23 protein-coding genes and 1 pseudogene are annotated in these 22,332 nt (G+C 60.2%); 8 read left to right on the top strand and 16 right to left on the bottom strand.

Translation table 11 applies throughout. The features are described 5' to 3' along the window. Window positions 1-55 precede the first annotated feature (55 nt). The 12 genes from ACA048_RS18010 to ACA048_RS17955 form a co-directional block, all read right to left on the bottom strand. On the bottom strand, window positions 56-1,078 hold the full coding sequence (locus ACA048_RS18010; RefSeq protein WP_497625635.1) for a trans-3-hydroxy-L-proline dehydratase: 1,023 nt from the start codon (window positions 1,076-1,078) through the stop codon (window positions 56-58). Window positions 1,079-1,235: 157 nt separating this feature from the next. Further along, a complete protein-coding gene (locus ACA048_RS18005; protein ID WP_497625634.1) occupies window positions 1,236-1,958 on the bottom strand; it encodes an amino acid ABC transporter ATP-binding protein in 723 nt (240 codons plus the stop codon). Then, a complete protein-coding gene (locus tag ACA048_RS18000) occupies window positions 1,951-2,601 on the bottom strand; it encodes an amino acid ABC transporter permease (protein WP_027924790.1) in 651 nt (216 codons plus the stop codon). Before ACA048_RS18000 ends, ACA048_RS18005 begins: the two co-directional genes overlap by 8 nt. 10 nt (window positions 2,602-2,611) lie before the next feature. Beyond that, a complete protein-coding gene (locus tag ACA048_RS17995) occupies window positions 2,612-3,277 on the bottom strand; it encodes an amino acid ABC transporter permease (RefSeq protein ID WP_497625633.1) in 666 nt (221 codons plus the stop codon). Continuing rightward, window positions 3,270-5,045, bottom strand: a complete 1,776-nt coding sequence (gene lhpI / locus ACA048_RS17990; RefSeq protein ID WP_497625632.1) for a cis-3-hydroxy-L-proline dehydratase — start codon at window positions 5,043-5,045, stop codon at window positions 3,270-3,272. Before lhpI ends, ACA048_RS17995 begins: the two co-directional genes overlap by 8 nt. Before the next feature lie 10 nt (window positions 5,046-5,055). Beyond that, entirely contained in the window at window positions 5,056-5,874 is an 819-nt protein-coding gene (locus tag ACA048_RS17985; protein WP_497625631.1) for an ABC transporter substrate-binding protein, read from the bottom strand. Between the two features lie 241 nt (window positions 5,875-6,115). Beyond that, window positions 6,116-6,865: an AraC family transcriptional regulator gene (locus ACA048_RS17980; protein WP_497625630.1), complete on the bottom strand. Its 750-nt coding sequence runs from the start codon at window positions 6,863-6,865 to the stop codon at window positions 6,116-6,118. Between the two features lie 74 nt (window positions 6,866-6,939). Further along, on the bottom strand, window positions 6,940-8,196 hold the full coding sequence (locus ACA048_RS17975) for an FAD-dependent oxidoreductase (RefSeq protein ID WP_497625629.1): 1,257 nt from the start codon (window positions 8,194-8,196) through the stop codon (window positions 6,940-6,942). Then, entirely contained in the window at window positions 8,193-8,429 is a 237-nt protein-coding gene (locus ACA048_RS17970) for a (2Fe-2S)-binding protein (RefSeq protein WP_497625628.1), read from the bottom strand. Before ACA048_RS17970 ends, ACA048_RS17975 begins: the two co-directional genes overlap by 4 nt. Continuing rightward, window positions 8,422-9,537 carry an NAD(P)/FAD-dependent oxidoreductase gene (locus tag ACA048_RS17965; RefSeq protein WP_497625627.1) on the bottom strand — a complete coding sequence of 372 codons (1,116 nt, stop codon included), beginning with the start codon at window positions 9,535-9,537 and terminating at the stop codon, window positions 8,422-8,424. Before ACA048_RS17965 ends, ACA048_RS17970 begins: the two co-directional genes overlap by 8 nt. Next, on the bottom strand, window positions 9,534-10,466 hold the full coding sequence (locus ACA048_RS17960; RefSeq protein ID WP_497625626.1) for a 4-hydroxyproline epimerase: 933 nt from the start codon (window positions 10,464-10,466) through the stop codon (window positions 9,534-9,536). The genes ACA048_RS17965 and ACA048_RS17960 overlap by 4 nt, the downstream gene beginning before the upstream one ends. 114 nt (window positions 10,467-10,580) lie before the next feature. After that, complete coding sequence (locus ACA048_RS17955; protein WP_497625625.1) at window positions 10,581-11,252, bottom strand: GntR family transcriptional regulator; 672 nt, start codon at window positions 11,250-11,252, stop codon at window positions 10,581-10,583. A gap of 168 nt (window positions 11,253-11,420) precedes the next feature. Between ACA048_RS17955 and ACA048_RS17950 the strand changes: the two genes are divergently transcribed. The 6 genes from ACA048_RS17950 to ACA048_RS17925 all read left to right on the top strand — a co-directional run bounded on the left by ACA048_RS17950 (window position 11,421) and on the right by ACA048_RS17925 (window position 15,429). After that, window positions 11,421-11,756: a hypothetical protein gene (locus ACA048_RS17950; RefSeq protein WP_497625624.1), complete on the top strand. Its 336-nt coding sequence runs from the start codon at window positions 11,421-11,423 to the stop codon at window positions 11,754-11,756. Between the two features lie 204 nt (window positions 11,757-11,960). Continuing rightward, window positions 11,961-12,611, top strand: a complete 651-nt coding sequence (locus ACA048_RS17945; RefSeq protein ID WP_497625623.1) for a hypothetical protein — start codon at window positions 11,961-11,963, stop codon at window positions 12,609-12,611. After that, window positions 12,611-13,042 carry a phage holin family protein gene (locus tag ACA048_RS17940; protein WP_497625622.1) on the top strand — a complete coding sequence of 144 codons (432 nt, stop codon included), beginning with the start codon at window positions 12,611-12,613 and terminating at the stop codon, window positions 13,040-13,042. The genes ACA048_RS17945 and ACA048_RS17940 overlap by 1 nt, the downstream gene beginning before the upstream one ends. Then, window positions 13,039-13,863 (top strand): DUF3618 domain-containing protein, encoded by an 825-nt coding sequence (locus ACA048_RS17935; RefSeq protein ID WP_497625621.1) that lies wholly within the window; start codon window positions 13,039-13,041, stop codon window positions 13,861-13,863. Before ACA048_RS17940 ends, ACA048_RS17935 begins: the two co-directional genes overlap by 4 nt. Before the next feature lie 131 nt (window positions 13,864-13,994). Then, the gene (locus ACA048_RS17930) at window positions 13,995-14,261 is read left to right on the top strand and encodes a hypothetical protein (RefSeq protein ID WP_497625620.1); all 267 of its coding nucleotides are present in this window, start codon (window positions 13,995-13,997) and stop codon (window positions 14,259-14,261) included. Next, window positions 14,254-15,429, top strand: coding sequence for a carboxylate-amine ligase (locus tag ACA048_RS17925; RefSeq protein ID WP_497625619.1), 1,176 nt, complete (start codon window positions 14,254-14,256; stop codon window positions 15,427-15,429). The genes ACA048_RS17930 and ACA048_RS17925 overlap by 8 nt, the downstream gene beginning before the upstream one ends. A gap of 37 nt (window positions 15,430-15,466) precedes the next feature. On the opposite strand, the gene ACA048_RS17920 is transcribed toward ACA048_RS17925, so the two are convergent. From ACA048_RS17920 to ACA048_RS17910, 3 genes and pseudogenes are all read right to left on the bottom strand, one after another. Further along, complete coding sequence (locus ACA048_RS17920; RefSeq protein ID WP_497629890.1) at window positions 15,467-16,354, bottom strand: DUF2950 domain-containing protein; 888 nt, start codon at window positions 16,352-16,354, stop codon at window positions 15,467-15,469. Between the two features lie 26 nt (window positions 16,355-16,380). Further along, entirely contained in the window at window positions 16,381-17,952 is a 1,572-nt protein-coding gene (locus ACA048_RS17915) for a DUF3300 domain-containing protein (protein WP_497625618.1), read from the bottom strand. Window positions 17,953-18,148: 196 nt separating this feature from the next. Beyond that, window positions 18,149-19,026, bottom strand: a pseudogene (locus ACA048_RS17910) (tyrosine/phenylalanine carboxypeptidase domain-containing protein). 242 nt (window positions 19,027-19,268) lie between these two features. Here ACA048_RS17910 and ACA048_RS17905 point away from each other — a divergent pair. Both ACA048_RS17905 and ACA048_RS17900 read left to right on the top strand, forming a co-directional pair. Then, complete coding sequence (locus ACA048_RS17905) at window positions 19,269-19,928, top strand: hypothetical protein (protein ID WP_497625617.1); 660 nt, start codon at window positions 19,269-19,271, stop codon at window positions 19,926-19,928. Window positions 19,929-20,004: 76 nt separating this feature from the next. Continuing rightward, complete coding sequence (locus ACA048_RS17900; RefSeq protein ID WP_497625616.1) at window positions 20,005-21,795, top strand: SulP family inorganic anion transporter; 1,791 nt, start codon at window positions 20,005-20,007, stop codon at window positions 21,793-21,795. A 66-nt stretch (window positions 21,796-21,861) separates the two neighbouring features. On the opposite strand, the gene ACA048_RS17895 is transcribed toward ACA048_RS17900, so the two are convergent. Beyond that, a complete protein-coding gene (locus ACA048_RS17895) occupies window positions 21,862-22,281 on the bottom strand; it encodes an MAPEG family protein (protein WP_497625615.1) in 420 nt (139 codons plus the stop codon). Window positions 22,282-22,332: the final 51 nt, after the last annotated feature.

Raw genomic sequence — 22,332 nt, 5'->3', positions numbered from 1 at the left:
CGCTTTTTTTGGTTTTTCAGGGGATTTTGTAGCCGCTGGTCCGGGTGTTGAGGGATTAAGCACCCGGCCAGGTGTCGGACAGGCGATAGCCCTGTGGCCATGGATCGCTCGGATCGAGCAGCAATTGGTGGGTGATCCAGGCCCGCCCGGAAATGCACGGATAAATGGCAGCGCGGCCGGCGACTTCGGTCAGCGAGTCAATACGACAGTGGAACTCGGAACCGATGATCGAGCGACCGATAAAACGCTCGCCAACCTGCATCAGGCCCTTGGCCTGCAACACGGCCATGCGCGCCGAGCAACCGGTGCCGGTGGGTGAACGGTCGATTTTGCCGGGTTGAATCACCACCGCGTTCGCGCCTGTGGCGATACCGTTCTCATGGACGATGGGGGCCGCTATCTGACAAAAGGAGATGTGCGACCACTCGGGGTTCAGCGGATGCACGAACCCTAATTGCTCATTGGCCGCCCGAGTGATTTTCAACCCGACTTCCACCAGATCAGCGGCCTCGTCCGGACTGATCGAAAAGCCCAGCCCCTTGGCGTCGGCGATCACAAAACTGTCGCCGCCATAGGCGGTATCCACCTTGAGCGAGCCGAGACCTTCGACTTCGATCCACGCATCGAGGCGATCGGCGAAGGACGGCACGTTTTTGATCTCGACCCGTTCGACTTTGCCATCACGGCAATCGGCAACCACCTCAATCAGACCTCCGGGAGCCTCCAGCACCATTCGGGTTTGCGGCTCGGTCATCGGCAGGATGCCGCTGTCGAGCAACACGGTGGCCACGCACAGTGAGTTTGAACCGGACATCGGCGGGGTGTCCGCCGGCTCCATGATGATCCAGGCCATTTGCGCCCGCGGGTCCTTGGCCGGCACCAGCAGGTTGACGTGGCGAAACACGCCACCGCGCGGCTCGTTGAGCACAAAGTTGCGTAGGGTTTCATCCCTGGCGATCCAGCGCGACTGTTCCCACACGGTGGCGCCGGGCGGCGGGGCGACACCGCCGACGATCACGTCACCGACTTCGCCTTCGGCGTGACAGCTGACGACATGGATTACTTTTGATGAGCGCATTGTCTGTTCCTTGTTTTTTCCAGTCAGGGCCTCGTTCACTGTAGGAGCTGGCTTGCCAGCGAGGATTGCAAGGACGACGCGTTTATCCAGACTGCACGCGTCATCGTTGACGACCATCGCTGGCAAGCCAGCTCCTACAGGGTTGAGTTGGCCTGGGTTATTTCACTGATTTGAGAAACGCCGCCGTCTCCGCATGCACCGGATTACCAATGACCTGATCCGGCGAGCCAATCTCATGCACCAACCCATTGCGAAAGAACGCCACCCGGTTGGACACATCGCGGGCGAAGCGGATCTCGTGGGTCACCAGCACCATGGTCATGCCGTCTTCGGCGAGCATGCGCATGGTGTCCAGCACCTCGCCCACCAGTTGCGGGTCGAGGGCTGAAGTGGCTTCGTCGAACAGCATGTAATCCGGTGACATCGCCAATGCGCGGGCGATGGCCATGCGTTGCTGCTGACCGCCGGACAGCTTGCCGGGGAAGGTCTTGAGCTTGTCGCCCAGACCGACGTGGGTCAGTTGTTGCACCGCCAGTTCCTGGGCTTCGGCTTTGCTTTTGCCCAGCACTTTGCGCGGCGCCAACATCACATTCTCCAGAACCGTCAGGTGCGGAAAGGCATTCCATTGCTGGAACACGATGCCGATCTTCTGCCGCAGACGGTTGAGGTCGGTGGCGCTGTGATGGACCTCGATACCGTCCACGCGGATGTTGCCTTTCTGGATCGGCTCCAGGCCGTTGATGCACATCAACAGGGTGGATTTGCCGGAGCCGGAGCCGCCGATGATCGACACCACCTCGCCCTTGTTCACGGTCAGGTTCACGCCCTTGACCACTTCGAGGTTGCCGAAGGATTTGTGTACGTTGTCGATTTCAATCATTTTCCTGCCACCTTCTTTCCAGACGAGCGCCGAGGCGTGCAACCACCAGGCTCATGACGTAGTAGATAAGGCCCGCGATGCACAGCACCAGCAACGGCTCCTGGATGCGAGTGACGATGGTTTGCGAGGCGCGCAGCAGTTCGACGATGCCGATCCACATCACCAGCGCGGTGTCTTTCATCACACCGAGCACCAGGTTCAGCCAGCCGGGAAAGGCGACTCGCGTGGCCATCGGCAGGACGATCCAGCGCAGGTCCTGCAAGAAACTCAGGCCCAGTGAGCGGCTGGCCCGGCGTACCGTGAAAGGCACCGCCAGCACGCCGCCGCGCACGATCTCGGTGAAGTACGCGGCGGTGTAGACCCCGAGCACGATGCAACCGACGCTGAAGGCGCTGATGTTCAGGCCGACGATGCTTTTGAGTGAGTTGAACAGCACGAACTGGATCAACAACGGCACGCTGCGAAACACGTCCAGCACCCAGGCCAGTGGCAGGCTGGCCCGTGGCAACAAGGCCCGCAGCAAGCCGAACAGCAGCCCGGCGATGGAGCCGAGGATGATCGACCAGAACGTCAATTGCAGCGTGACCCAAGCGCCATTGAGTAGAAACATCAGGTCATTCGAGGAAAAACCGGTGGCAAACATGGACAACTCCTCAGTAACGAAACAACCGCCAGGCCATCAGCCGGGCCGTCGCGACGATCGTCTTGGCAATCGCGTAATACAGCACCGCCGCAATCGCAAAGTATTCGAAGGTGCGGAACGTTTTGACGTTGTAGTCCTGGGTCACCCCCGTCAGGTCATTGTTCAGCCCGACGATCACCCCCAGCGACGTCATCAGCACCGCCCAGACCATTTGGTTGGTCAGCGGGTAGAACACGATGCGCAGCAGCTGCGGGACGACGATCATGCGGTAGGTCTGAAAGGCGCTCATGCCCAGTGACCGAGCGGCGCGCACCTGGGTCTGGGGCACGGCCTTGAGCCCACCGTGAAAGTTTTCCGCCAGGTAGCCCGCGTTGTTGAACGTGATCCCGGCCAGCAGCGCGAGCCACGAGCTGACATGCAATCCGAGCGAGCCGAGGCCGAAGTAAAGGATGTAGATCTGGAACAGCGACGGCGTGTTGCGGGCAATCGAAACCCAGCCGTTGCCAATACCACTCAGCACCGGGTTTTTGCTTTCGCGCATGACCGTCAGGGCCAGGGCGATGAGCACCCCGAAGATCATCGACAGGGCCGCGGTCTCGAAGGTGACCACGGCGCCGGCGAGCATATCCGGCAAGGCGCGCAGGGCTGAGCGCCATTGGAAGGTGTAGTCAAACATGCGCGGGGCTCTCCAGTTGGGGGGCAGGTTGCAACCAGGCCGGCAGGCGTCCGCTGGCGATGGCGTTGCACGCGGTATCGACACACTCGGCAAGACTGGCGAAATGCACCTTGCGACCCACCAGTCCAGGTGCGTAGTGGGCGTACTTGCCGGAGTTGGTCATCAAGGTGGTCGCGGCGGGTGGAATCACCGGCTCGCCGAGCATGCACCAGCAGGTGTCGGTGACCAGGGTGGCGCCGAAGGCCTCGATCACCGCGATGTGCCCGGCCTGGCGTGCCTGCTCCAGCACTGCGCGGCCGCAGGTGATGGCGAGCACCACGTCCGGGTGTTTGCGCCGATCCCGGCACAGCCGCGCCAGATGAGCAAATTCACTAAGGGAAAAATGCGGGTTGCCCAGCGACACCACATCCACCCGGTTGTCACGGGCACTGTTGAGCTCGCGCCAACTCACCAGCAGGTCTTTCAGGCGGATTTTTTCCACGGGCAGGGTGACATTCGGCTCCACCACGTTGGTCGGGTCAATGGCCTCAGGGGTTACCCCGGCGATATGAAACAGCGGCGCTGCCGAGGTGGTGGCAAACGCAGCACCAAAGGCTTTGAGATCGTCCAGGCTCGGCTTGCGATGTTCCAGGCCCAATACCAGCGGCACGCGGCTGCCGGCCAGCGCACCAATGTGATAACCGAGCAACGGGTAAAACGCATCGTCCAGTTCACCGAGTACCGGCAACTCGATCTGCAACCGGGCCTTGCGTTGTGCGTCCAGATGGCAGCCGATCAGCGGGGCGCGGCCGGTGAGGGCGATGCAGATGTCGAGGTAGTCGGGGTACTTCAGGGTGCGGGCGCCGAGCACGCTGTTGGCGTACACCACAGCATTGGATTCGGCCCAGACAATCTGCTCGCCGGCCTTGGGTGCACTGTCGAGCAGGTATGGCGCGCAGGTGTAGCTGAGTTGTGCGCCCATTGCCATATACGCATCGCCCAAGGCACTGGCCGGCTCGCCGAGGGCCGGGTCGATGCCCAATTCGCGCCAGCGACGCTGGTCCACGGAAATCGAATTGAGGGTGGTGGGTACTCGCACTTTCGCCCCCCATTGCACCAACTGCTGGGCAAAGCGCAAGCTCGCAGGTCCGGTGTAGATGCAGCCATCAATGTGCGCCTGAGTGACATCCACCAGACGTCGGGCCCCTTGCAGCTCGGCCATGCGCAGAACAATGTGCATGGCCATTTGCGCAGCTTGGCCATGCTGACCGTCGAGCAGCGCCCGATCAAACGCGGTGAGCTCGATTGACGCGCGGCTATCGGTGGACAAAGGTTTGTCGAGTGCCTGCCAGGCATCGCCGGGCAGGTTTTCGAACAGGTTCAGCGTGTCGCCATCAATCCTTGCGAAAGCGTGATCGCGCAACGTCGCGAAGGCCTCCCGGCCGATGCAGAGCACCGGCAGGGAGCGGGCAAAAATAGTCTGCGCCACCAGCACGCCCAGGGTCAGGATCTCATCCGGTTCGGCCAGCACCAGTGCCGCCGGTGCATGGCCGTTGCTGATCAGTTCCATCAACACGCTGCTGCCAGTGCAGGAACCGCGCCCGCTGGGAATCGCCAGCACACACCCCGACAGGTATTCGCCGCTCAGCGGGTGGTGGCGATCGATGACCTCGCCACTGCTGGAGTCAACCCCGCCCCAGAAACTCAGCCCGACATCGGCGAACAGCAGGGCACCTTGAGCGGCGCCTGCGACCAGGCTGCGACCGGTCAGAGAAGTGGGCCTAGGCATGCCGGACACCTCAGTAGTAGACCTGTGGCACGGTCAGGTTGGCCGGCGAGATATCGGTGCCGACCCATTTGACGAACAGCTCCTTGTAACGACCGGTGCGCACCTGCTGGTTGACGAACAGGTTGAGGTAGTTGAGCAGGCCATACTCGTTGCGCTTGGCGCCGAGGGACACGTAGTCAATGACGTACGGAGCGTTACCGGCGACTTTCAGGTTTTTGTATTTACCCGATTTGAGGGTGGCGGCGGCGACGGTGTTGGTGACCACGGTGGCGTCGATGTGGCCTTGGGCAACAGCCAGCAGGGTGTCGTTCTGCGACTGATAGGCACGGAAGCTGCCGGTGCCCCAATTCTTCACATCTTTCTCCAGGGCGATGGCCTCATAGGTGCCGCTGGTGTTACCCACGGGTTTGCCTTTGAGGTCGTCAAAGCCGTTGATGCCCGTATCGTCACGGGTCAGCACCACCATTTGGAAAGCGAAGTAGGGCACGGTGAGGCCGACGGTCTTGGCCCGTTCGAGGGTGTCGGACGTGGAGGCGACGATCACGTCGGCGCGTCCGGAGACCAGTGCCGGAATGCGGTCCGGGAACGGCGTCTCGACCACTTCAGCCTCGACCCCGAGGATCTTCGCCAGGTCGCGGCAGTAGTCCACATCGAAACCGGCAGGGCTGTTGCTGGCATCGCGAAAACCCATGGGCGGGAAGTCCAGGGTGACGGCGCAGCGCAGCTTGCCGGCTTCGATGATGTCGTCAAGCTTGTCGGCCTGGGCGCTGGCGACAAAGGAGGTACTTAGAACAGCGCTGAGGGCTACGGCAAATGCGGGGTTTTTCATAGAGGCCTCGTTCGTGTGAAATGCTGTTGAATATCGTATTGAGGATTTCGTATACGATATTAACAATAGCAATCAACGTGCCGATTTCCAGTCAGAACCGTGAATTTAGCGCCAGCCCTTGAAGTAGCAGTGTTGCAGCGGCGCACCGGCGTGTCAGAGTGATTCGGGCCGGTGTTACAGATGGGAGCAATGGTTGTGCGGGCGCCCCTTTAGGGAACACCGGTGACCGACCGACAGGGGCCTAGCGCTGATTGTCGCGATACTGACTCGGCGACAAACTGGTCAGTGCGCGGAACTGCCGACTGAAGGCACTATGGTCGGTATACCCACAACGCAAGGCAATCTCGGTAATCGGCAAACCGCTATGCAACAACAACCGTGAACCCTCTTCCAGCCGCGCCTTGTGAATCATCTGCCGCGGTGTGAGCTGGAACACCCGTTTGCAGTGACGCTCCAGTTGCGCCACCGAATACCCGGCAATGGCCGTCAACTCGGCAAGGCTGATAGTTCGGGTAAAGTGATCACGGATATGCGAATCCACCGCGGCGAGCTTCTGATAAGCAGGATGATTGGATTGTGGCGATTGCAAATCGCGGGAAATGCCGGCAAGGCCAACGATGCGACCTTGTTCATCTTTGAGGGCAAGTTTGTGGGTCAGGCACCAGATCGGCTGGTTGCCGAAATACAGGTGCAGTTCCAACTGGTCGGCTAGTACCCGGCCGCTGGAGAGCACCCGTCTATCCTGTTCGGTGTACAGCGGGCCGAACTTCTCCGGGAAGACCATTTCAGCGGTGCGCCCCAGCAGTTCCTCACTGTGTTTGAAACCGCATCGCCGCGCCAGCGTCTGGTTGACGAAGGCGTAACGGGCCTCGCGATCCTTGATGAAAAACACCACGTCCGACAGGGTATCGAGCAGCGGCGCGATCGGCTGAAGACTGTTCAGAAGCGTCGGCAAGTCGCAGGGTTTAAACGTGGTGAGCGAGGGGTACATGGCGTTGGGGGCCTGATGTCGACCCCCGGGATCATAGTGGCTCGGCAGCGTGGCCGAAACCCCCGATGCGATCATCACGCGGGCGGGGTGTCGTCCAGGCACATCAACGTCTCGATTCGCGACGGGCTGAACGGTGGGCGCGGCGCTGAGGGTTGCCAACCAAACAGATGCTGCACCGCACCGCCACACACACGCCCCTGACAGGCACCCATGCCACAGCGACTGGCCAGCTTGGCCTCGCGCCAGTCGCTGTGCCCGGTCAGTGCGGCGTAGGGCACGTCTTCGCAACGACAGACAAGGGTGTCGGGGCGCGCCAGGGACTTGAGTTGCGGTTCGAGGCCGAATGCCTGATTCAGTGCCTTGGCGAATCCCTGCCAGCGTGCCCGGCGTGGCCACCATTGGCGGGCCTGTTCCACATTTCCCACGGCGCTGTGCCCGGCAATCGCACCTTCGACCAAGGCCAGTTCACTGCCGCCGAACCCGGTGCATTCGCCCGCGGCGTAATGATCGGCGCGGTTGCTGGCCTGCCAGATATCCACCGCCAACGCCTGTCCTTCGACGGCGTAACCCAGTGCCTGACCCAATTGGATATTCGGGATCAGACCGAATCCACAGGCCAGTCGCTCACACTCCAGTTCGACGATTTTGCCTTGCTGTTGGAGGCTCACGCCTTCGAGCCGGTCCGTGCCAAGGGCGGCCAGCACATGAGTGCCTGCACGGTAATGACGGTTGAACAGGCTGAACGATTGCAGCCATTTCGCCGGCCAGCGGGGCAGTTGCGCAGCGAAACCAGCGACAGACGCGAACGAAGCTTGCTCGGCGATGCGTGGCACCGTGGCCCCCTGTTTGATTGCGGTAGCCGCACTGGCCAATAAGAGGGGTCCGCTTCCGGCGATCACCACGCGCTCATCACGCACCGAAAGTCCGGATTTGATCAGTGCCTGCAAACCCCCGGCCCCGGTGACCCCAGGCAACGTCCAGCCGGGGAAGGGCAACAACAACTCGCGGGCACCGGTGCACAGGATCAATTTGTCATAGCTGATCAGCCAGCCGTTTTCGTCGTCTTCGACCAGCAGTTGTTTCGGGCCGGGATTGGCGATCACCCGCGTGCCGCTGTGATGGTGGATATTGCCGTGGGACTGCAAGCGCTCACGCAACTGACGGGCCTGATCGGGAAGGCTCGCTTGAGGGCCATCGCGCCAGATTTGCCCACCCGCAAACGGATTGTCGTCGAGCATGACAATGCGTGCGCCACTGGGGGCTGCGGCCAGTGCAGCGGCCATACCCGCGGGGCCGGCACCGATGATTAATAGATCGGCGTATTCGTTCATGGCTGTGTCTCCACCTGCATACCGTCACGGCAGAGGGTCTGGCAAGCGAGGCGACGGCGACCGTCGATGGTCACCCGGCATTCCTGGCAAATGCCCATGCCGCATAGCGGCGCGCGGCGTTGACCGCTGACCGAGGTGCGGCTGCAACCGTTGCCGCCCAACGCCAGTGCTGCGGCGACGCTGGTACCGTCGGCGACCCTCAGGGCATGACCGTCGAGCATCAATTCAGGCATACACAGGTTCTCCGAGGAATCGCTGGGGCAGATAGGGTTGCGCGGCCAGTGGCGGGGTTTCGTTGAACAGTTGCGCGACCAGCAGATCCGCCGTGCCGGGAGCGGTGGTCACCCCCAGTCCTTCATGAGCGACCGCCAGCCATAAGCCCTGACGTTGCGGGTGCTGACCCACCAGCGGCAAACCGTCGGGGCTGGCGGCACGAAATCCGGTCCAGGCGCGGATGCCGTTCAGCCTGGCCAACCCCGGCATGTAGTCGGCCGCACGCTTGAGCATTTTCGCCAGCATCCAGCCTTCGACTTGCGGGTCGGTCGTGCCGAATTGCCGCGAGGCGCCAATGAACAATTGCCCGGTCGGACGCGGCTGAATATTGCAGGCCACCGACGGGCCTTTGGCGTTGTGGGCGCTGGTCACGTAACTCAGTTCCACCAGGGTGTGGGTGACGGTGGCGGGGTAGCGGTCGGTGATGAGCAAGTGACCTTTTTTCGGCTCGATGGGCAACTCAGGGCACAGTTCATTGGCCTGAACACCGTTGGCCAGCACCACCGCTTCGGCACTTAGCCAGCGGCCGTCATCGAGGCGGACCCGATGGCCATCGACCTCCGTGACCCGTGCCCGGCGCTGGCGGATGTTCGGCGTGTCGAGCATCCAGTTGGCCGTGGCGGGCGCATAGAGAATGCCGTCACCCTTGATCAGCAGTCCCCCTTCAAGGCCCTCGCGCAGCTCCGGTTCACGCTGGCGCATGGCACTGGCACCGAGCAGTTCACAGGCGATTCCCTGAGCCTGCAGGTTCAGGCATTTGCTGTGGGCCACTGCCATTTCCTCGGCGTTGGCGGCCAGCCAGAGCGTGCCGTTGTTGCGGTAAGCGCAGCCGTCGGGCAAGTCCGGTGCATGCTCGCGCCAGCGTTGCAGGGAATAATCACTCAGGGCCAGTTCGGCCGGGTTGTCGTCGAGCACCAGCAAGTGGCCCATGCCCGCGGCTGTCGCGTTGTGCAGGCCGGCATCGAGCACCAGCACCTGCAAGCCGCGACGCGCCAGCGCCTGGGCGCACGCCGCGCCGATGATGCCGGCGCCGATGACGATCACATCGGCCACACGGCCCTGGCTCATGGGCGAATGCCCCAGGCGAACGGATCGTCCTGTTCAATGATCAAGCGGGCTTCGGCACTGATGAAAGCCCGGCCACGAATGGTCGGGATAATGCGCTCACCTTGCCATTCGAAGGAGCCTTCGAATTCGCTGCCAATCACGCTGGCCTGACGCCAAATTTGCCCTGGCTGCAATTTGTCATCCGCCGCCATGCACGCCAGTTTGGCGCTGGTACCGGTGCCGCACGGTGAACGATCGTAGGCCTTGCCGGGGCAAAGTACGAAGTTGCGGCTATCGGCGTGATCATCATCGGCGAACAGCTCGACATGGTCGATCAGGCCGCCGTCTTCACCCCGGATACCCTGGGTTTCCAGCGCTTGCTGCACCGCGCAGGTATAAGCGGTCAGCGCCTCAAGGTTGTCACCGGACACCCGCAGGCCGTGATCGGCGATCAGGAAAAACCAGTTGCCGCCCCAGGCGATATCGCCGGTCACCTGACCGATACCCGGCACCTGCAATGGCAGCGCTTTGCGATAACGATAGGCGGGAACATTGCGCACGCTGACCGTATGGTCGTCGTGCAGGGTGGCTTGTACCGTGCCCACCGGCGTCTCGATGCTGTGCACGCCGGGCCCGATCTTGCCCATATGCGCCAGAGAAGCCACCAGGCCGATGGTGCCGTGACCGCACATGCCCAGGTAACCGCTGTTGTTGAAAAAAATCACCCCGGCACAGGCGCTCGGGTCGACGGGCTCGCAGAGCAGGGCACCCACCAGCACATCACTGCCTCGTGGTTCCAACACACACGCCGCACGCCATTGGTCATGCTGTTCGGCGAGGATTTTGCGCCGTTCAGCCATGCTGCCGCGGCCCAGATCAGGAAAACCGGCGGTCACCAGACGGGTCGGTTCGCCGCCGGTGTGGGAGTCGATGACGGAGATGTGTTTCATGGGAGGGCCACGTCCATTCGGTTGAGTGAACGCTAGAGTGGCCCGTGCGGTCGGGTGTCGGCTTGATGGATTTAACCGGTGCCGATGACGAAATCAGCACAGTATTTACCGCGATCAGTGGGCGTGGGGCAGATGCTCGAACAGGGTTTTGCAGACCCCGGCAATGTGCTCATCCAACAGCTTCACCGCCAGATCGACATCGCCGGCACGGCAGGCCGACAGGATTTCACGGTGCTCGTGATCGGCGCGCTCCTTGCCGGCGGACAGGCTCATCTGCATGCGCAAATAGCGCTCCAGTTTGTCGTTGACCGAACGAATCAGACTCACCAGAAACGGCCGCTGCGCCGGCTCGTAAAGACAAGAATGGAGCTCCCAGTTGAGCTCGGCCCAGCGTCCGACGTCGTCTTCGCCGATGAATTCCTGGCAGATACGCTCGGCACGGGCGAAGGTATCTTCGGTCATGTTCGGAATGGCCAGGCGCAACACCTTGTCTTCCAGCAACATGCGCACTTCGAACATCTGCGCCAGTTCCGCATCGGAAATCCGCGTGACCATCGCGCCGCGATTGCGCTGGAACATCACCAGACCTTCGGCCTCCAGGCGCTTGAGGGCCTCGCGAACCGGAATTTTGCTGACGTTGAACTGGCGGGCAATGTCGTCCTGGCGAATCGGTTCATCCTCGGCAAAATGACCGGCGACGATCGCGTCCCGCAGATGACGGGTGATGATTTCCGAGGTCGAAGGCGTATTGCCAAGGTCGGGAGCGTTGAGTTTGGGTAGGTTCACGTCGGCGGTCGTTTTGGAGTGAGATAGCGCTAGGGTATACGAAATTCTTTAGCCGATCTCCCTCGCCACTCCTGGATCGTGGGATAGCGCGACAGTGCATTGATCTACACTGCACTGTCGTCGGTTCCTGAGGACAAAAGGGACCGTTACATTCGGGCTTTCTGGCACATGAGGCGCCGTTCACATCATGAAAATTTTTCTCTCAGCAGCGATTTTACTGGCCAGCTCCCTTGCACACGCCGCCACCGCGCCACCCCGCCGCCGAGCGCAGCGAATAATCTCAGCCAGCAATACCCCAAAGCCCAGCAGGCCTGTTTGAAAGCCGTGGCGAAAGCGACCGGTGTTGCCCAGGACAAACTGAAGGTAACTGATGTGTTGTTTGCTGAAGCGGGCATTGGTGTGGAAATAAAAGTGCCTGACGCCGATGCGCCGTGGTCATGCCTGTCGGATGAGAAGGACAAGGTGCTGGGCGTCGGTTATACGGGGTCTGAAGGGAAGTTGTAGGTTTACTGTCCCGTGCCGGCCACCGTTGAATTACCCCCCCCCTCGACATTGATAGTCCCCTTCATGCGTCATCCCGAGCGCATCGCTCATCATTCTGTTGGAACTCCCCGTACCGCCGCCCCGTCATCTGGATTAAGGGGGGCTGCGGGTATTTCGTGGCGAACCCTGTTAACGCTTTTTTCCATTCAGAAGGCGAGGGACGACATGATTACTTCAGACACCACAACCGGGACTCAGCCCGATAAACCCAACTCCGGAGGGACAGAGCAGGGCTTTGAACACTTGAAGGAAAACGTGACAGAAGCGCTGGGCGGCGCAAGAGAGCAGGCGGATGCGCAATTTGGTCAATACCGGGATACGGCAGCCGACCAGATGGAGGCACTGGCCCAAGGGGCGAAATCCTTCGTTGCTGAATTGCAGGACAAGGACACGCTGGGCATGTCCGACTACCTGGCGGACATGGCCGAGTCCATGAGCGGCCTGGCCGGGAACCTGCGTGGAAAGAGTGCCGAACAGTTGCTCCATGATGGCGCCGAACTGGCGCGAAACAATCCGGCATTATTCATTGCCGGCAGCATCGCACTGGGCTTCGGCCTGTCGCGCTTTCTCAAGGCCGGTGCCGCGCCTGCAGCGACGCTCTCCGATGCCGGCGATCCGGCAGCAGGCCACTCAATGCCTGCGTCAGGTGGTTTTGGCGCGCAACGCCCCTACGAAACCTCCGTTCCATCTCGCTCCGATCAAAGTCCTGGCCACGGCACCATCGTCACACCGACGGCACCCAGTGACCACGGCCATGCTTCGGACTTTGCAACACCTTCGAGCCCCGGCTCGACAAACGTCAATGGAGCACTGTGATGAACAGAGAAGATCCGAATTTCCCAGGGGCGACACCGATACCCGTACCTGACCCTGACGCTTCGGTCGTCGGACTGTTACGTCAGCTAGCCCGCGAAGTGCCGGCGTTGTTCACCAAGGAACTGGCGTTGGCCAAAGCCGAACTCCAGGCCAGTCTCACAACGCTCAAGGCCGGCATTGCCGGGGTCGCGAGCGGTGCAATTGTGCTTCTGGCGGGGTTCATCATCCTGTTGATGTCCGCCGTCTATGGACTGAGCATGGTGATGGCGCCGTGGTTGGCAGCACTGATCGTAGGTGTGGTGGTGATGATCGTCGGGTTCGCCATGCTACAGGCCGGAAAAAAACAGTTCGAACCGTCCCATTTGAAGCCTGATCGGACGTTGGACGCCTTGAACAAAGACCAGGAAGCGCTGCGCAGGAGAGTCTCATGAACAGTGAATTCGAATACGAGTCGCAAAAAAGCCCCGAGGCTATCGAGCGCGACATCGATGCGCAGCGGGCGAGCATCGGCAATATTGTCGATGCCCTGGAAAGCAAATTTACCCCGGGACAGGCCTTTGATCAGGCATTGTCGTTCATGCAGAACAACGGTACGACCTTCCTGACCAACCTGGGCACCAGCGTTCGAAATAATCCGGTTCCTGCAGTGCTGACGTCGGTGGGTCTGCTGTGGTTGATGATGAGCCAGAACCGTCCGCCGACCCCACGCCCGGTTTATCCCGCAGGTCCGGATCAGAACAAGGTGGGGGAGTGGGCCGATGGTTTAGCGGAGGGCATCGACAGTGCGCGTGAGCATCTGCACCAGACAGCGGACACGCTTAAGGAGGGCTACCAATCCGTGAAAGGCAAAGCGGCGCACCTGGGTGACAACCTGGGGGCGGCCACCGATACCGTCAGCCATGCCGTGCATGACGCCAGCGACCGTTTGGTGCGCAGTACACAAGTGATGGGCAATCAACTCAGCCAATTGCTCAAGGAGCAGCCTCTGATGGTCGCCGCTGCGGGAATCGCCTTGGGGGCGATGTTGGGGGCTGCATTGCCATCGACAGCGACCGAGCAACGCTACATGGGCAAGACCAGCGCAGGGCTGGCCGACAAGGTCAAACAACAGGCGCGGGAAGGTTTTGAAGCGGTGCGCGATACGGTGACAAAAACCACGGATCACGCGGATGAAGACGTGAAACCAGAGCGCGATTACCGCGACACACCCAATGCCCCAGCCGATCTGTCTCGAGGAATGGGTACTTCCTGAAGAGTGGCATGAAGCGCGGGAGGTCCAGGCGGGCCTCCCGTTATTCATAGGTCAGCGCCTCTTGTCGGTCCCTATGAACCCACGTCGAATCCTGTTGATCCATTCAGAACCAACTCTGGGATCCCACTGCCATGAATGCCTTCAAAAACCAGCTGACGCCGGCCCAGGAACGAAGACTTTGTGCGTTGGGTTCCTGGCATCGAGCACTCGAAAACATCGCTCTGCGAATGGACTCGCCTGAGACCTGGCACGAAGAGCTGCTACGACAATCAGACGAGATGGACCGTCAGCGCATGGTCAGTTGGGAAGAGTGGCGAGATTTGCGAATCGCGGCCGATCAGGCCTTTCTGCGCGCAGTAGCGGGGGAGGATTATCACCCAGGGCACATCGATGAATAGACATCTGAAGTTCGGAATTGAAGAGGAGTATTTCATCACTGAACTGGACACTCGACGTATGGCCCAGAGGCCTCCCGACGCTGCGATTGACGCGTGCAAGGCGGCGATAGGCGATTGTTTCGCGTATGAGATGTTCCAAGGGCAAATCGAAGTGGCTTCTCCCGTTTTCACCCGTATTGCCGAGGCCGAACAGTACTTTGTCAACACTCGCAAAACGCTGCGCTGCACGCTCCAGTCTTATGGTCTTGGACTGCTTTGCGTCGGGAGCCACCCGTTGGCAGACTGGCGTGTACAACAGGCCACCCGGCAGGATCACTTTACTCAATTGTTTGAAGACTATCAGCGCGTGGCCAGGCGTAGCGTGTTATCCGGACTGCACGTGCACGTTGAAGTGCCGGAACACCTGGATCGTATTCGAGTCATGAACCACGTGTTGCCGTGGGTGCCGTTGTTGCTGGCGCTGAGTAGCTCTTCACCTTTTTGGGACGGCGCTGACAGCGGTTTTATGAGCTACCGGCAGACCGCGTGTGATGAGTGGCCGAGGATGGGTGTTCCGGAGTTCTTCGAGGATGAAGCGGCCTATGAGTCCTACGTCGCCTTGCTGATCCGCACCGGCACCATCCGGCAGGCCAGCGAATGCTGGTGGGGATTACGGCCTGCTTCCAGGTATCCGACCCTGGAATTGCGCATGACGGATGCCTGCCCACGCCTGGAAGATGCCTTGTGTATTGCCTCATTGTTTCGGCTGATGGTTGCCGATGCCACTGATCAATCCCGCCCAGGACGGTCCTGGTCGCCAACGTCTCATTGGATTCTCAAGGAAAATCGTTGGCGAGCAAAACGCTCTGGAATCCATGGGGCCTTCATTGTCGAGGGGTACGACCGACCCTTCTCGGCTGAGCAGTGGCTGTTCCAGGCGGAGCAGATCCTTGGCGATGCGGCGCAGGAATTGCGTGTGGAAAACGTCTTTTCCCAAGCCCGCCGAATTCTGCGCGGCGGTACCAGTGCAGACCGTCAGCGCAACGTTTTCGAGCAGGCGCTGATCAGCACTCAGGATGTCCATGGCGCTCTGTCAAACGTGGTGGATCAGTTGCTGATGGAAACGTCGCAAGCGCCGTGCAACACGATCCGACAAAAAATCGCGCTACCGCAGAAATTACTCAACTGATCAGCATCAAGCGCAGCGGCTGTTCTACTGCCAGGTTCTAGTCTTGATCTACTGTGACCTCTTTCCAGCTGTCATCCGGGTCAAAGACCTTCATCGACTGTGCCAGCTTTTCACCCTCAGGCCCCAGGTCTTTTTCAAATATCTGGCCGTCATGACTGATCATGAAACTCATCACGCCCGTATCATCGTATTTAGCCGGCCAGGCAATCAGCGCAAAGCCTCGGCTCATCTTGTCACCGATGAGATAGCTGTAGGCGCCACCCGGTGCCGAAGGACCTTGCCCAGTCAGGATGCGGAAGTGGTAACCATGCCAGGCTTCTCCGGCAATGGTTTTGCCGAACGAGGGACCCAATGGGCTGATCTGACCGCTATCGTCGTCTGCCCAATAAAGTCCATCGTGCTTGCCGGGGGCGCTGTAGATATTCTGCGCATACTCAAGTGCGCCGTCACCGTCACGATCCACTGACGCATAATCCATCTGGGCGTCGTGATAGGCCTGCGCCGATTGCAACGCGGCTAATTCATTGCGGCCAATTCGACGTGCACGGATTTCGGCACTGCCGGCCTTGATGTCGAAGTGCCAACCTTTCGTGCCTTTTACGATCGGGACAGGCAGTGTCCAGTTGTTGGTTCCGACCGACAGGATCGCCTCGCCGTCGCTGGTTTTTTCAATGTGGTTTTGCTCGTGGTACAGCTTCAAAAACGCATCGACATCTTTGCGCTCTGCGCCGTCGCGAGGGATGTAACTGCGCCATTCTTTACCCAGTAACTCTGTCAGGCGTTCACTATTGGCCTGTTTTGTACCCAGTGCTTCGACGAACGCTTGAGCGGTCTTTTCGGGCGTTGGAAATTCCTGTTGTGCCATGACCAAGCATGACCACGCAACGACTGCCGTTATCGCCAAGGAGTGACGAAGCAAGCCCATGAGTGTCTTCACTCGAGGATTGTTATTCAACTACGGCTACCCCTTTGAGTTTGACGCGCGGGTGGATTAGACGGCCGACTGACCTGTTTGCCGGCTGATCGCGAGGCACTCGGGCGCTGGGCAGATGCCTGGCTGGCCCGGCCACGATTCGCTTGTGCGTTGACTTGGGACGGTGAGCGCGCGCCGGCGAATGCATTGTCGCGTGCCCCGCCCTTGTTGGTGGCCTGCGTGGTTGGCAGACTTTTCGTAGTTTGGCGCGCCTGTGCGTTACCCTGTCCGCGCGGTCTGGCATCAGCGGTCTGTTTCCTGGGTTGCGGAGTATCCCGAGTGTTTCTGTCAGTGCCCTGGCCTCTGTTAGAAGTCTGCTGTCTGTCAGACGCACTCTGTCTTTCAGCCGCTCGCTGTCGGTTAGCGGCATTCTGTCTGGCAGCATCCCTGTCTGTACCACCTTGTAACCGATTGCTGTCCGCGCCTCTGGACTGGGCGTCGCGCGCTTGATTACGGGCTTCGAGGTTGCTGGTGGCAGGGCGTTCGATACCGGCCCTGTCCATCGAACTACGGGCGTTTTCACGGGCCTGGGCTCGCTGAGCAGTGTCCCCTCGATAGGCTTCACGCTGATTGGCACCGTTAAGTTGGCGACCGTACTGCTCGCGGCTCCTGCTGTCGCGATAGGGAACGCCATTGCGATGCGCGGAGTTATGCTCCCACTTGCTCTGATTGACGTTGATCCGGTTGTTGCCGTTGATGTTGTTGTAGCGTTCGACGTTGATGTTGACGTCGTTATTTCCCCAGTCACAGTCACCCCACAACGAGCCGACAATAGCCACACCGGCACCAAACGCCAGCCCGGCCAACAATGCCTGGCCGGGGTAATAGGCGGGCGGCGGTGGGTAGTACGCAGGAGGTGACGCAGGATAAGGCCAGGTGCCGTAGGTGGTTGTCGGGTTATAAGTGGGTACGTATACAACCTGTGGATCGGCGGGCTGAATGATGATGGTGGAGGAGCTGGCTGGGGCCGGAGCCGGGGCCACAGTTGTGGACGTGGAGGACGGTGCCGGTGCGGGTGCTGGAAAATTCTGAACCGTCACGTTCTGATATTGGTTGCTCTGCAGGTTGCCTGCTGCCTGCGCCTGATGACGCAAGCGTTGAACCGCTCCCATGAGATCGTCGGGCTGCGCCAGGAAGGCATCACCCAGGCGTTGTACCCACACAGGATCCTGTCCCAGCGTGGCCAAGACCTGCGGGAAGGCGACGAGCGCCTGCACACTCGGATCCCAGGGCTGGCTCGCCACTTGTTTGACCGCATCATCGCCCTTGGCGTCCGGGTGGGCTTTGGACCAGGCGACTGCCTCGGCGAATTCCCCTGGGTACGTGCTGGCCATCAGTATCTGTGCCAGCAGTGGATCCGGATAAAGCGCAATGGGCGCCAGCATTTGATCCAGCTGTTCCTGGGTAAACACGGCATCTTTAAGCGTCGAACTGGCGGGCGCTGGCACGGCAGTGGTCGTGCTTGAGGCCGCTTCCACTGGCTGTGATACGCAGAAAGATCCGCTCAAAATAAGGACAGCTGACAACGTGTAGAGTGATGGAATGCGCATTGCATCTCCATGTGGTCAGGCAGGTTTGGAATGAGTGGATCAATGCCAGGGAGGTGAGGTCCGACTTCGCTAACCCCAGACCTCAGCTTCGATGCCCCTCCCTAAGCGTAGCAAACAAAAAATCTCTGCCATTTGTTTACGTTCATTCCATTCACGCTAGAAACTCAAACTAAATCCATTCAGCTAGTCGTCACTGTCATCTCAGGGCACTGGCATCGGTTTCGTGCTCGTCTGCAAACGCCACGAGCACCTCCATTTCGAGCACATCCAGCTTGATCCGGGCGATAAAGGCTGAGAAGGCGAGGTTGGCGGCGAGCAGGCGCAGATCGCTGGCCCACGCTGGAAGATAGACCGGCCCCTAGCCCGACTCGAACAGTGGCGCCAGGCGTACGGTATCCCCCAGGCTGAGGCGCCCGGCAAACAAATGGCCGACCAGTTCTGGCCGGTTGTCGCGGATCGCGATGCGCAGCAGGGTATGCACGCCGAGCAAGCCAGTCAGGTAGGCGGCATCCTTGGTAAACGCCGACCCGCCTTGGCGGCCAGGGTCGGATCGAGTACCACCGTGACCTGGTCCTCGCCGAAGAAACGGTCCAGTTCTGGCTGCATCCAGGTGGCAAAGGCCTCGGCCGGGCTCGGGGGAATCCGGGCACTGCCCAGAAGGGCGTCAGTGGTGTTGAGGAAGAACCGGGCGGCATCCAGCATGCTCAGATTAAGGCGTTGGTAGTAGAAATCCGGGCGCCGGTACAGCGCTGATGAATAGTCAGTAAAGGCGGGAGTGCCAATGGCCCCCAGCATGCGTCCGGCCGTGGCATAGCTTCGCGCTGTCATGGCGAGGTAGTTCCCGGCCGGATGCGCTTCATCACAATGGTCAACAAAGGATTCCAGCGTGGCGATGTCGGCGCTGTGGTCACGCGGACGCAGTTCGACGTTCGGTAACTGTGCATGCCCGCTGCGCCAATTCGCCAAGAAGGCTTCTTCGACGCCATGGGGCCAAGCCAGGGCATCCAGCACGCGGATCTTGCGGGCCAGACCGGGCAGGGCGGCATCGAGGTCAGAGAGGGGTGCGGCGCGCATGGGAATCTCCAAGGGAGACGATATTTACCAGCAAAAGCTTAGTCGTTGCTGATGCAGTGCGTTGTAACAGTTCCAGGCCCCGCAAGGCAGACGTGCCGCGTTTGGAAACTCGCGCACGCTGGCAGCGAAAAATTTTTTGTCACTACAATGAAGTGAAATCGAAAAAGAGCATCGATTGAAAGCGCTGTGCTCTGCCCTATGAAACCTGCACCACACGAGAATTTTTCAGCGAGGTAGGACGCATGCCAAGCACCGAAGGACAGAAGCGGGCACGAATACTCGACCCCGTCGACCGTGTCACAGAGGTCATCTTCGGCTTGCTCATGGCGATGACCTTCACTGGAACGATCAGCGTGGCGACATCGGGCCAGGAGGCGGAACGTACCATGATGTTTGCCGCGCTCGGTTGCAATCTTGCCTGGGGGCTCGCGGATGCGGTGATGTATCTACTGCGAGCCTTGATCGATCGCACGCGCAAAAGCACGTTATACAAAAAACTCGGCGGGGCGGACGCGGCCACCGGCCAGGCGCTGGTGGCGGGGGCTCTGCCGTCGCACCTGGCGGCAGCAGCCAAAACCGAGACCCTTGAATTGTTACGCAGTCGCCTGGTCGAGTATCCGGCCACGTCAGTACAGTCGCGTCTGGGATGGGATGATTTCAAAGGTGCACTGGGCGTTTTTCTGTTGGTGGTGGCATCGACCTTTCCACTCGTAGTGCCTTTCCTGTTGCTCGAAGAGACGGCGCTCGCCGTTCGTCTATCTAATTGGGTCGGGCTCGCGGTGCTGTTCATCGCGGGTTGGATACTGGCGCGATACGCAGGCGCAAAACCGTGGCAAGGCGGGGTTGCAATGGCGGTCACTGGCGCGGTGCTGATCGTTGCGATCGTCGCGCTCGGCGGATAACGAACAAAAGCGGATTCGGCAATTTTGCGGCTGCCTCTAAGCCATCACGCGCTGAACACCAAGGGGTTACAGTTCTATGAGTGATTCGAATTCTGTACCTTCCGCCCCGGAACCTGGCCGTATTGCACATCGGGTAGCAGGCGCCGATCAGAAACACTGGCGCCGCTGGCTGCCTGGACTGAACACGCTACTCACCTATCAAATAGCCTGGTTGCGAAATGACATCGTCGCGGGACTCGTCCTGACCACCATGCTGGTGCCAGTGGGTATCGCCTACGCGGTGGCCTCGGGCGTACCCGGCATCTATGGCCTCTACGCGACCATCATTGCGCTGCTGGCTTATGCGTTATTCGGGCCGAGCCGGATTTTGGTGCTGGGGCCGGATTCCTCGCTGGCGGCCGTCATCCTTGCCGTGATCCTGCCACTGTCGGGCGGCGACCCGTACCGCGCCGTCGCCCTGGCGGGAATGATGGCGATTGTGTCGGGGGTGGTCTGTATCCTGGCTGGCATAGCGCGCTTGGGCTTCATCACGGAACTGCTCTCCAAACCGATTCGCTACGGGTACATGAACGGTATCGCGCTAACCGTATTGATTAGCCAATTGCCCAAATTCTTCGGCTTCAAGATCGAGTCAGGCGGGCCGCTGCGAACCATGTGGGCGATTGTCACTGCGGTGCTGGACGGAAAAACCAACTGGGTCACGTTCGCGGTCGGCGCCGCAACGTTGGTGGTGATCCTGTTGCTCAAGGGGCACAAACGCATACCGGGTATTTTGATTGCCGTGGCAGGTGCAACCATCGCCGTCGGTGTGCTGGACCTTGCCTCGAAATACGGCATATCGGTCCTCGGCGAGCTTCCACAAGGCATGCCTGCGTTCGCCATTCCCTGGATCACTCAAGCCGATATTGTCCCGGTCCTGATCGGCGGCTTCGCCGTCGCGCTTGTCTCGTTCGCCGACACCAGCGTGCTCTCGCGTGTCTATGCGGCACGTTCGCGTACTTACGTTGATCCGAACCAGGAGATGGTGGGGCTCGGCGTCGCCAATCTGGCGGCCGGTTTTTTCCAGGGTTTTCCAATCAGCAGCAGTTCGTCACGCACACCGGTGGCTGAGGCCGCAGGCGCCAAAACCCAATTGTCCAGTGTCGTCGGAGCGCTGGCGGTTGCCTTGCTGTTGCTGGTGGCGCCGAACCTGTTGCAGGACCTGCCCAACAGCGCGCTGGCAGCGGTGGTGATCGCATCGGCCATCGGCTTGATCGAGGTCACGGATCTGCGACGCATCTATCGCATTCAGCGTTGGGAGTTCTGGCTGTCCATTGCCTGCACCGTCGGCGTCGCTGTGTTTGGTGCAATCGAGGGGATTGCCCTGGCCATTTTGATTGCGGTGATTGAATTCCTGTGGGATGGCTGGCGGCCGTACTCTACGGTGTTGGGACGTGTCGATGACGTTCAGGGCTACCATGACATCAAGCGCTTTCCTGACGCAAGACTCCTTCCCGGCCTGGTCCTTTTCCGCTGGGATGCGCCTTTGTTTTTCGCCAACGCCGAGTTGTTCAATGAGCGGGTTCTGGACGCGGTGGCCACGTCCCCTACGCCGGTACGTTGGGTGGTCGTTGCGGCGGAACCTATGACCAGTGTGGACGTGACCTCTGCCGATATGTTGGCCGAACTGGACGAAACATTGCGCGCGGCGGGCATCGAGTTGTGCCTGGCCGAGATGAAAGATCCGGTCAAGGACAAACTGAAGCGATTCGGGCTTTTCACGCAGTTTGGCGAAACCGCGTTTTTTCCGACATTAGGCGCTGCGGTCAACAGCTACCTCGCGACGTATCCTGTAGATGGGGCCAAACGGCAGGATGAGAATCAGTGAGGTGGAAGAGAGATGCACGAGTTTTGACGACTATCAACGACCGAAGCGCCTTGCTTGAGCTGCTGCTTAGCCGTAACAAGCGGCTATCACAATGAGCGCGAGAAAACACACCAACTGAACACAAAAGAAGGTAAACCGAATCGCCACAAACGTATCGGTTTGCACATGGGATACGTGAACCAAAGACTGGCAAACGCGAGCGATCAGGACGAGTGTGGACAAGTAGTTCACTGCAGGGCCGCTGACACCAAGCGCTGAAATCACGAACACGATGACGGCAAAGACAGGCAGATTTTCCACACAGTTGGCATGTGCTCTTGTCCCGCGCCGATACCAATCCTCGCCTTCGAGCTGATCGCTTCGGAACGAGGCAATCGGCACATTCGAGAACAAGATGGCGACCCAGCGGTACACGCCGACGGTTGCCATCAACAGCAGCAAAGTCCAGGTCGCAAACCCAAGCAGCATCCACATCGGTATGGTCATGGCCGCCATCCTCAAAAACTCATTTTCAGCACGTCTTCCCACAGCCGCGCG

The organism is Pseudomonas sp. LBUM1659, assembly GCF_059716045.1.
Note: the sequence above shows the minus strand (reverse complement) of the source record. Positions and strands in the feature narration are given on the sequence as shown.

What these genes read in the sequence shown, in the direction of transcription:
- ACA048_RS17960 (WP_497625626.1), bottom strand. Translation starts at nt 10,466, where the DNA reads ATGAAACACATCTCCGTCATCGACTCCCACACCGGCGGCGAACCGACC.
- ACA048_RS17925 (WP_497625619.1), top strand. Translation starts at nt 14,254, where the DNA reads ATGAATAGACATCTGAAGTTCGGAATTGAAGAGGAGTATTTCATCACT.
- ACA048_RS17940 (WP_497625622.1), top strand. Translation starts at nt 12,611, where the DNA reads ATGAACAGAGAAGATCCGAATTTCCCAGGGGCGACACCGATACCCGTA.
- ACA048_RS18000 (WP_027924790.1), bottom strand. Translation starts at nt 2,601, where the DNA reads ATGTTTGCCACCGGTTTTTCCTCGAATGACCTGATGTTTCTACTCAAT.
- ACA048_RS17985 (WP_497625631.1), bottom strand. Translation starts at nt 5,874, where the DNA reads ATGAAAAACCCCGCATTTGCCGTAGCCCTCAGCGCTGTTCTAAGTACC.
- ACA048_RS17920 (WP_497629890.1), bottom strand. Translation starts at nt 16,354, where the DNA reads ATGGGCTTGCTTCGTCACTCCTTGGCGATAACGGCAGTCGTTGCGTGG.
- ACA048_RS17895 (WP_497625615.1), bottom strand. Translation starts at nt 22,281, where the DNA reads ATGACCATACCGATGTGGATGCTGCTTGGGTTTGCGACCTGGACTTTG.
- ACA048_RS18005 (WP_497625634.1), bottom strand. Translation starts at nt 1,958, where the DNA reads ATGATTGAAATCGACAACGTACACAAATCCTTCGGCAACCTCGAAGTG.
- ACA048_RS17945 (WP_497625623.1), top strand. Translation starts at nt 11,961, where the DNA reads ATGATTACTTCAGACACCACAACCGGGACTCAGCCCGATAAACCCAAC.
- ACA048_RS17935 (WP_497625621.1), top strand. Translation starts at nt 13,039, where the DNA reads ATGAACAGTGAATTCGAATACGAGTCGCAAAAAAGCCCCGAGGCTATC.
- ACA048_RS17970 (WP_497625628.1), bottom strand. Translation starts at nt 8,429, where the DNA reads ATGCCTGAATTGATGCTCGACGGTCATGCCCTGAGGGTCGCCGACGGT.
- ACA048_RS17965 (WP_497625627.1), bottom strand. Translation starts at nt 9,537, where the DNA reads ATGAGCCAGGGCCGTGTGGCCGATGTGATCGTCATCGGCGCCGGCATC.
- ACA048_RS17975 (WP_497625629.1), bottom strand. Translation starts at nt 8,196, where the DNA reads ATGAACGAATACGCCGATCTATTAATCATCGGTGCCGGCCCCGCGGGT.
- ACA048_RS18010 (WP_497625635.1), bottom strand. Translation starts at nt 1,078, where the DNA reads ATGCGCTCATCAAAAGTAATCCATGTCGTCAGCTGTCACGCCGAAGGC.
- ACA048_RS17900 (WP_497625616.1), top strand. Translation starts at nt 20,005, where the DNA reads ATGAGTGATTCGAATTCTGTACCTTCCGCCCCGGAACCTGGCCGTATT.
- ACA048_RS17950 (WP_497625624.1), top strand. Translation starts at nt 11,421, where the DNA reads ATGAGGCGCCGTTCACATCATGAAAATTTTTCTCTCAGCAGCGATTTT.
- ACA048_RS17980 (WP_497625630.1), bottom strand. Translation starts at nt 6,865, where the DNA reads ATGTACCCCTCGCTCACCACGTTTAAACCCTGCGACTTGCCGACGCTT.
- lhpI (WP_497625632.1), bottom strand. Translation starts at nt 5,045, where the DNA reads ATGCCTAGGCCCACTTCTCTGACCGGTCGCAGCCTGGTCGCAGGCGCC.
- ACA048_RS17995 (WP_497625633.1), bottom strand. Translation starts at nt 3,277, where the DNA reads ATGTTTGACTACACCTTCCAATGGCGCTCAGCCCTGCGCGCCTTGCCG.
- ACA048_RS17905 (WP_497625617.1), top strand. Translation starts at nt 19,269, where the DNA reads ATGCCAAGCACCGAAGGACAGAAGCGGGCACGAATACTCGACCCCGTC.
- ACA048_RS17915 (WP_497625618.1), bottom strand. Translation starts at nt 17,952, where the DNA reads ATGCGCATTCCATCACTCTACACGTTGTCAGCTGTCCTTATTTTGAGC.
- ACA048_RS17930 (WP_497625620.1), top strand. Translation starts at nt 13,995, where the DNA reads ATGAATGCCTTCAAAAACCAGCTGACGCCGGCCCAGGAACGAAGACTT.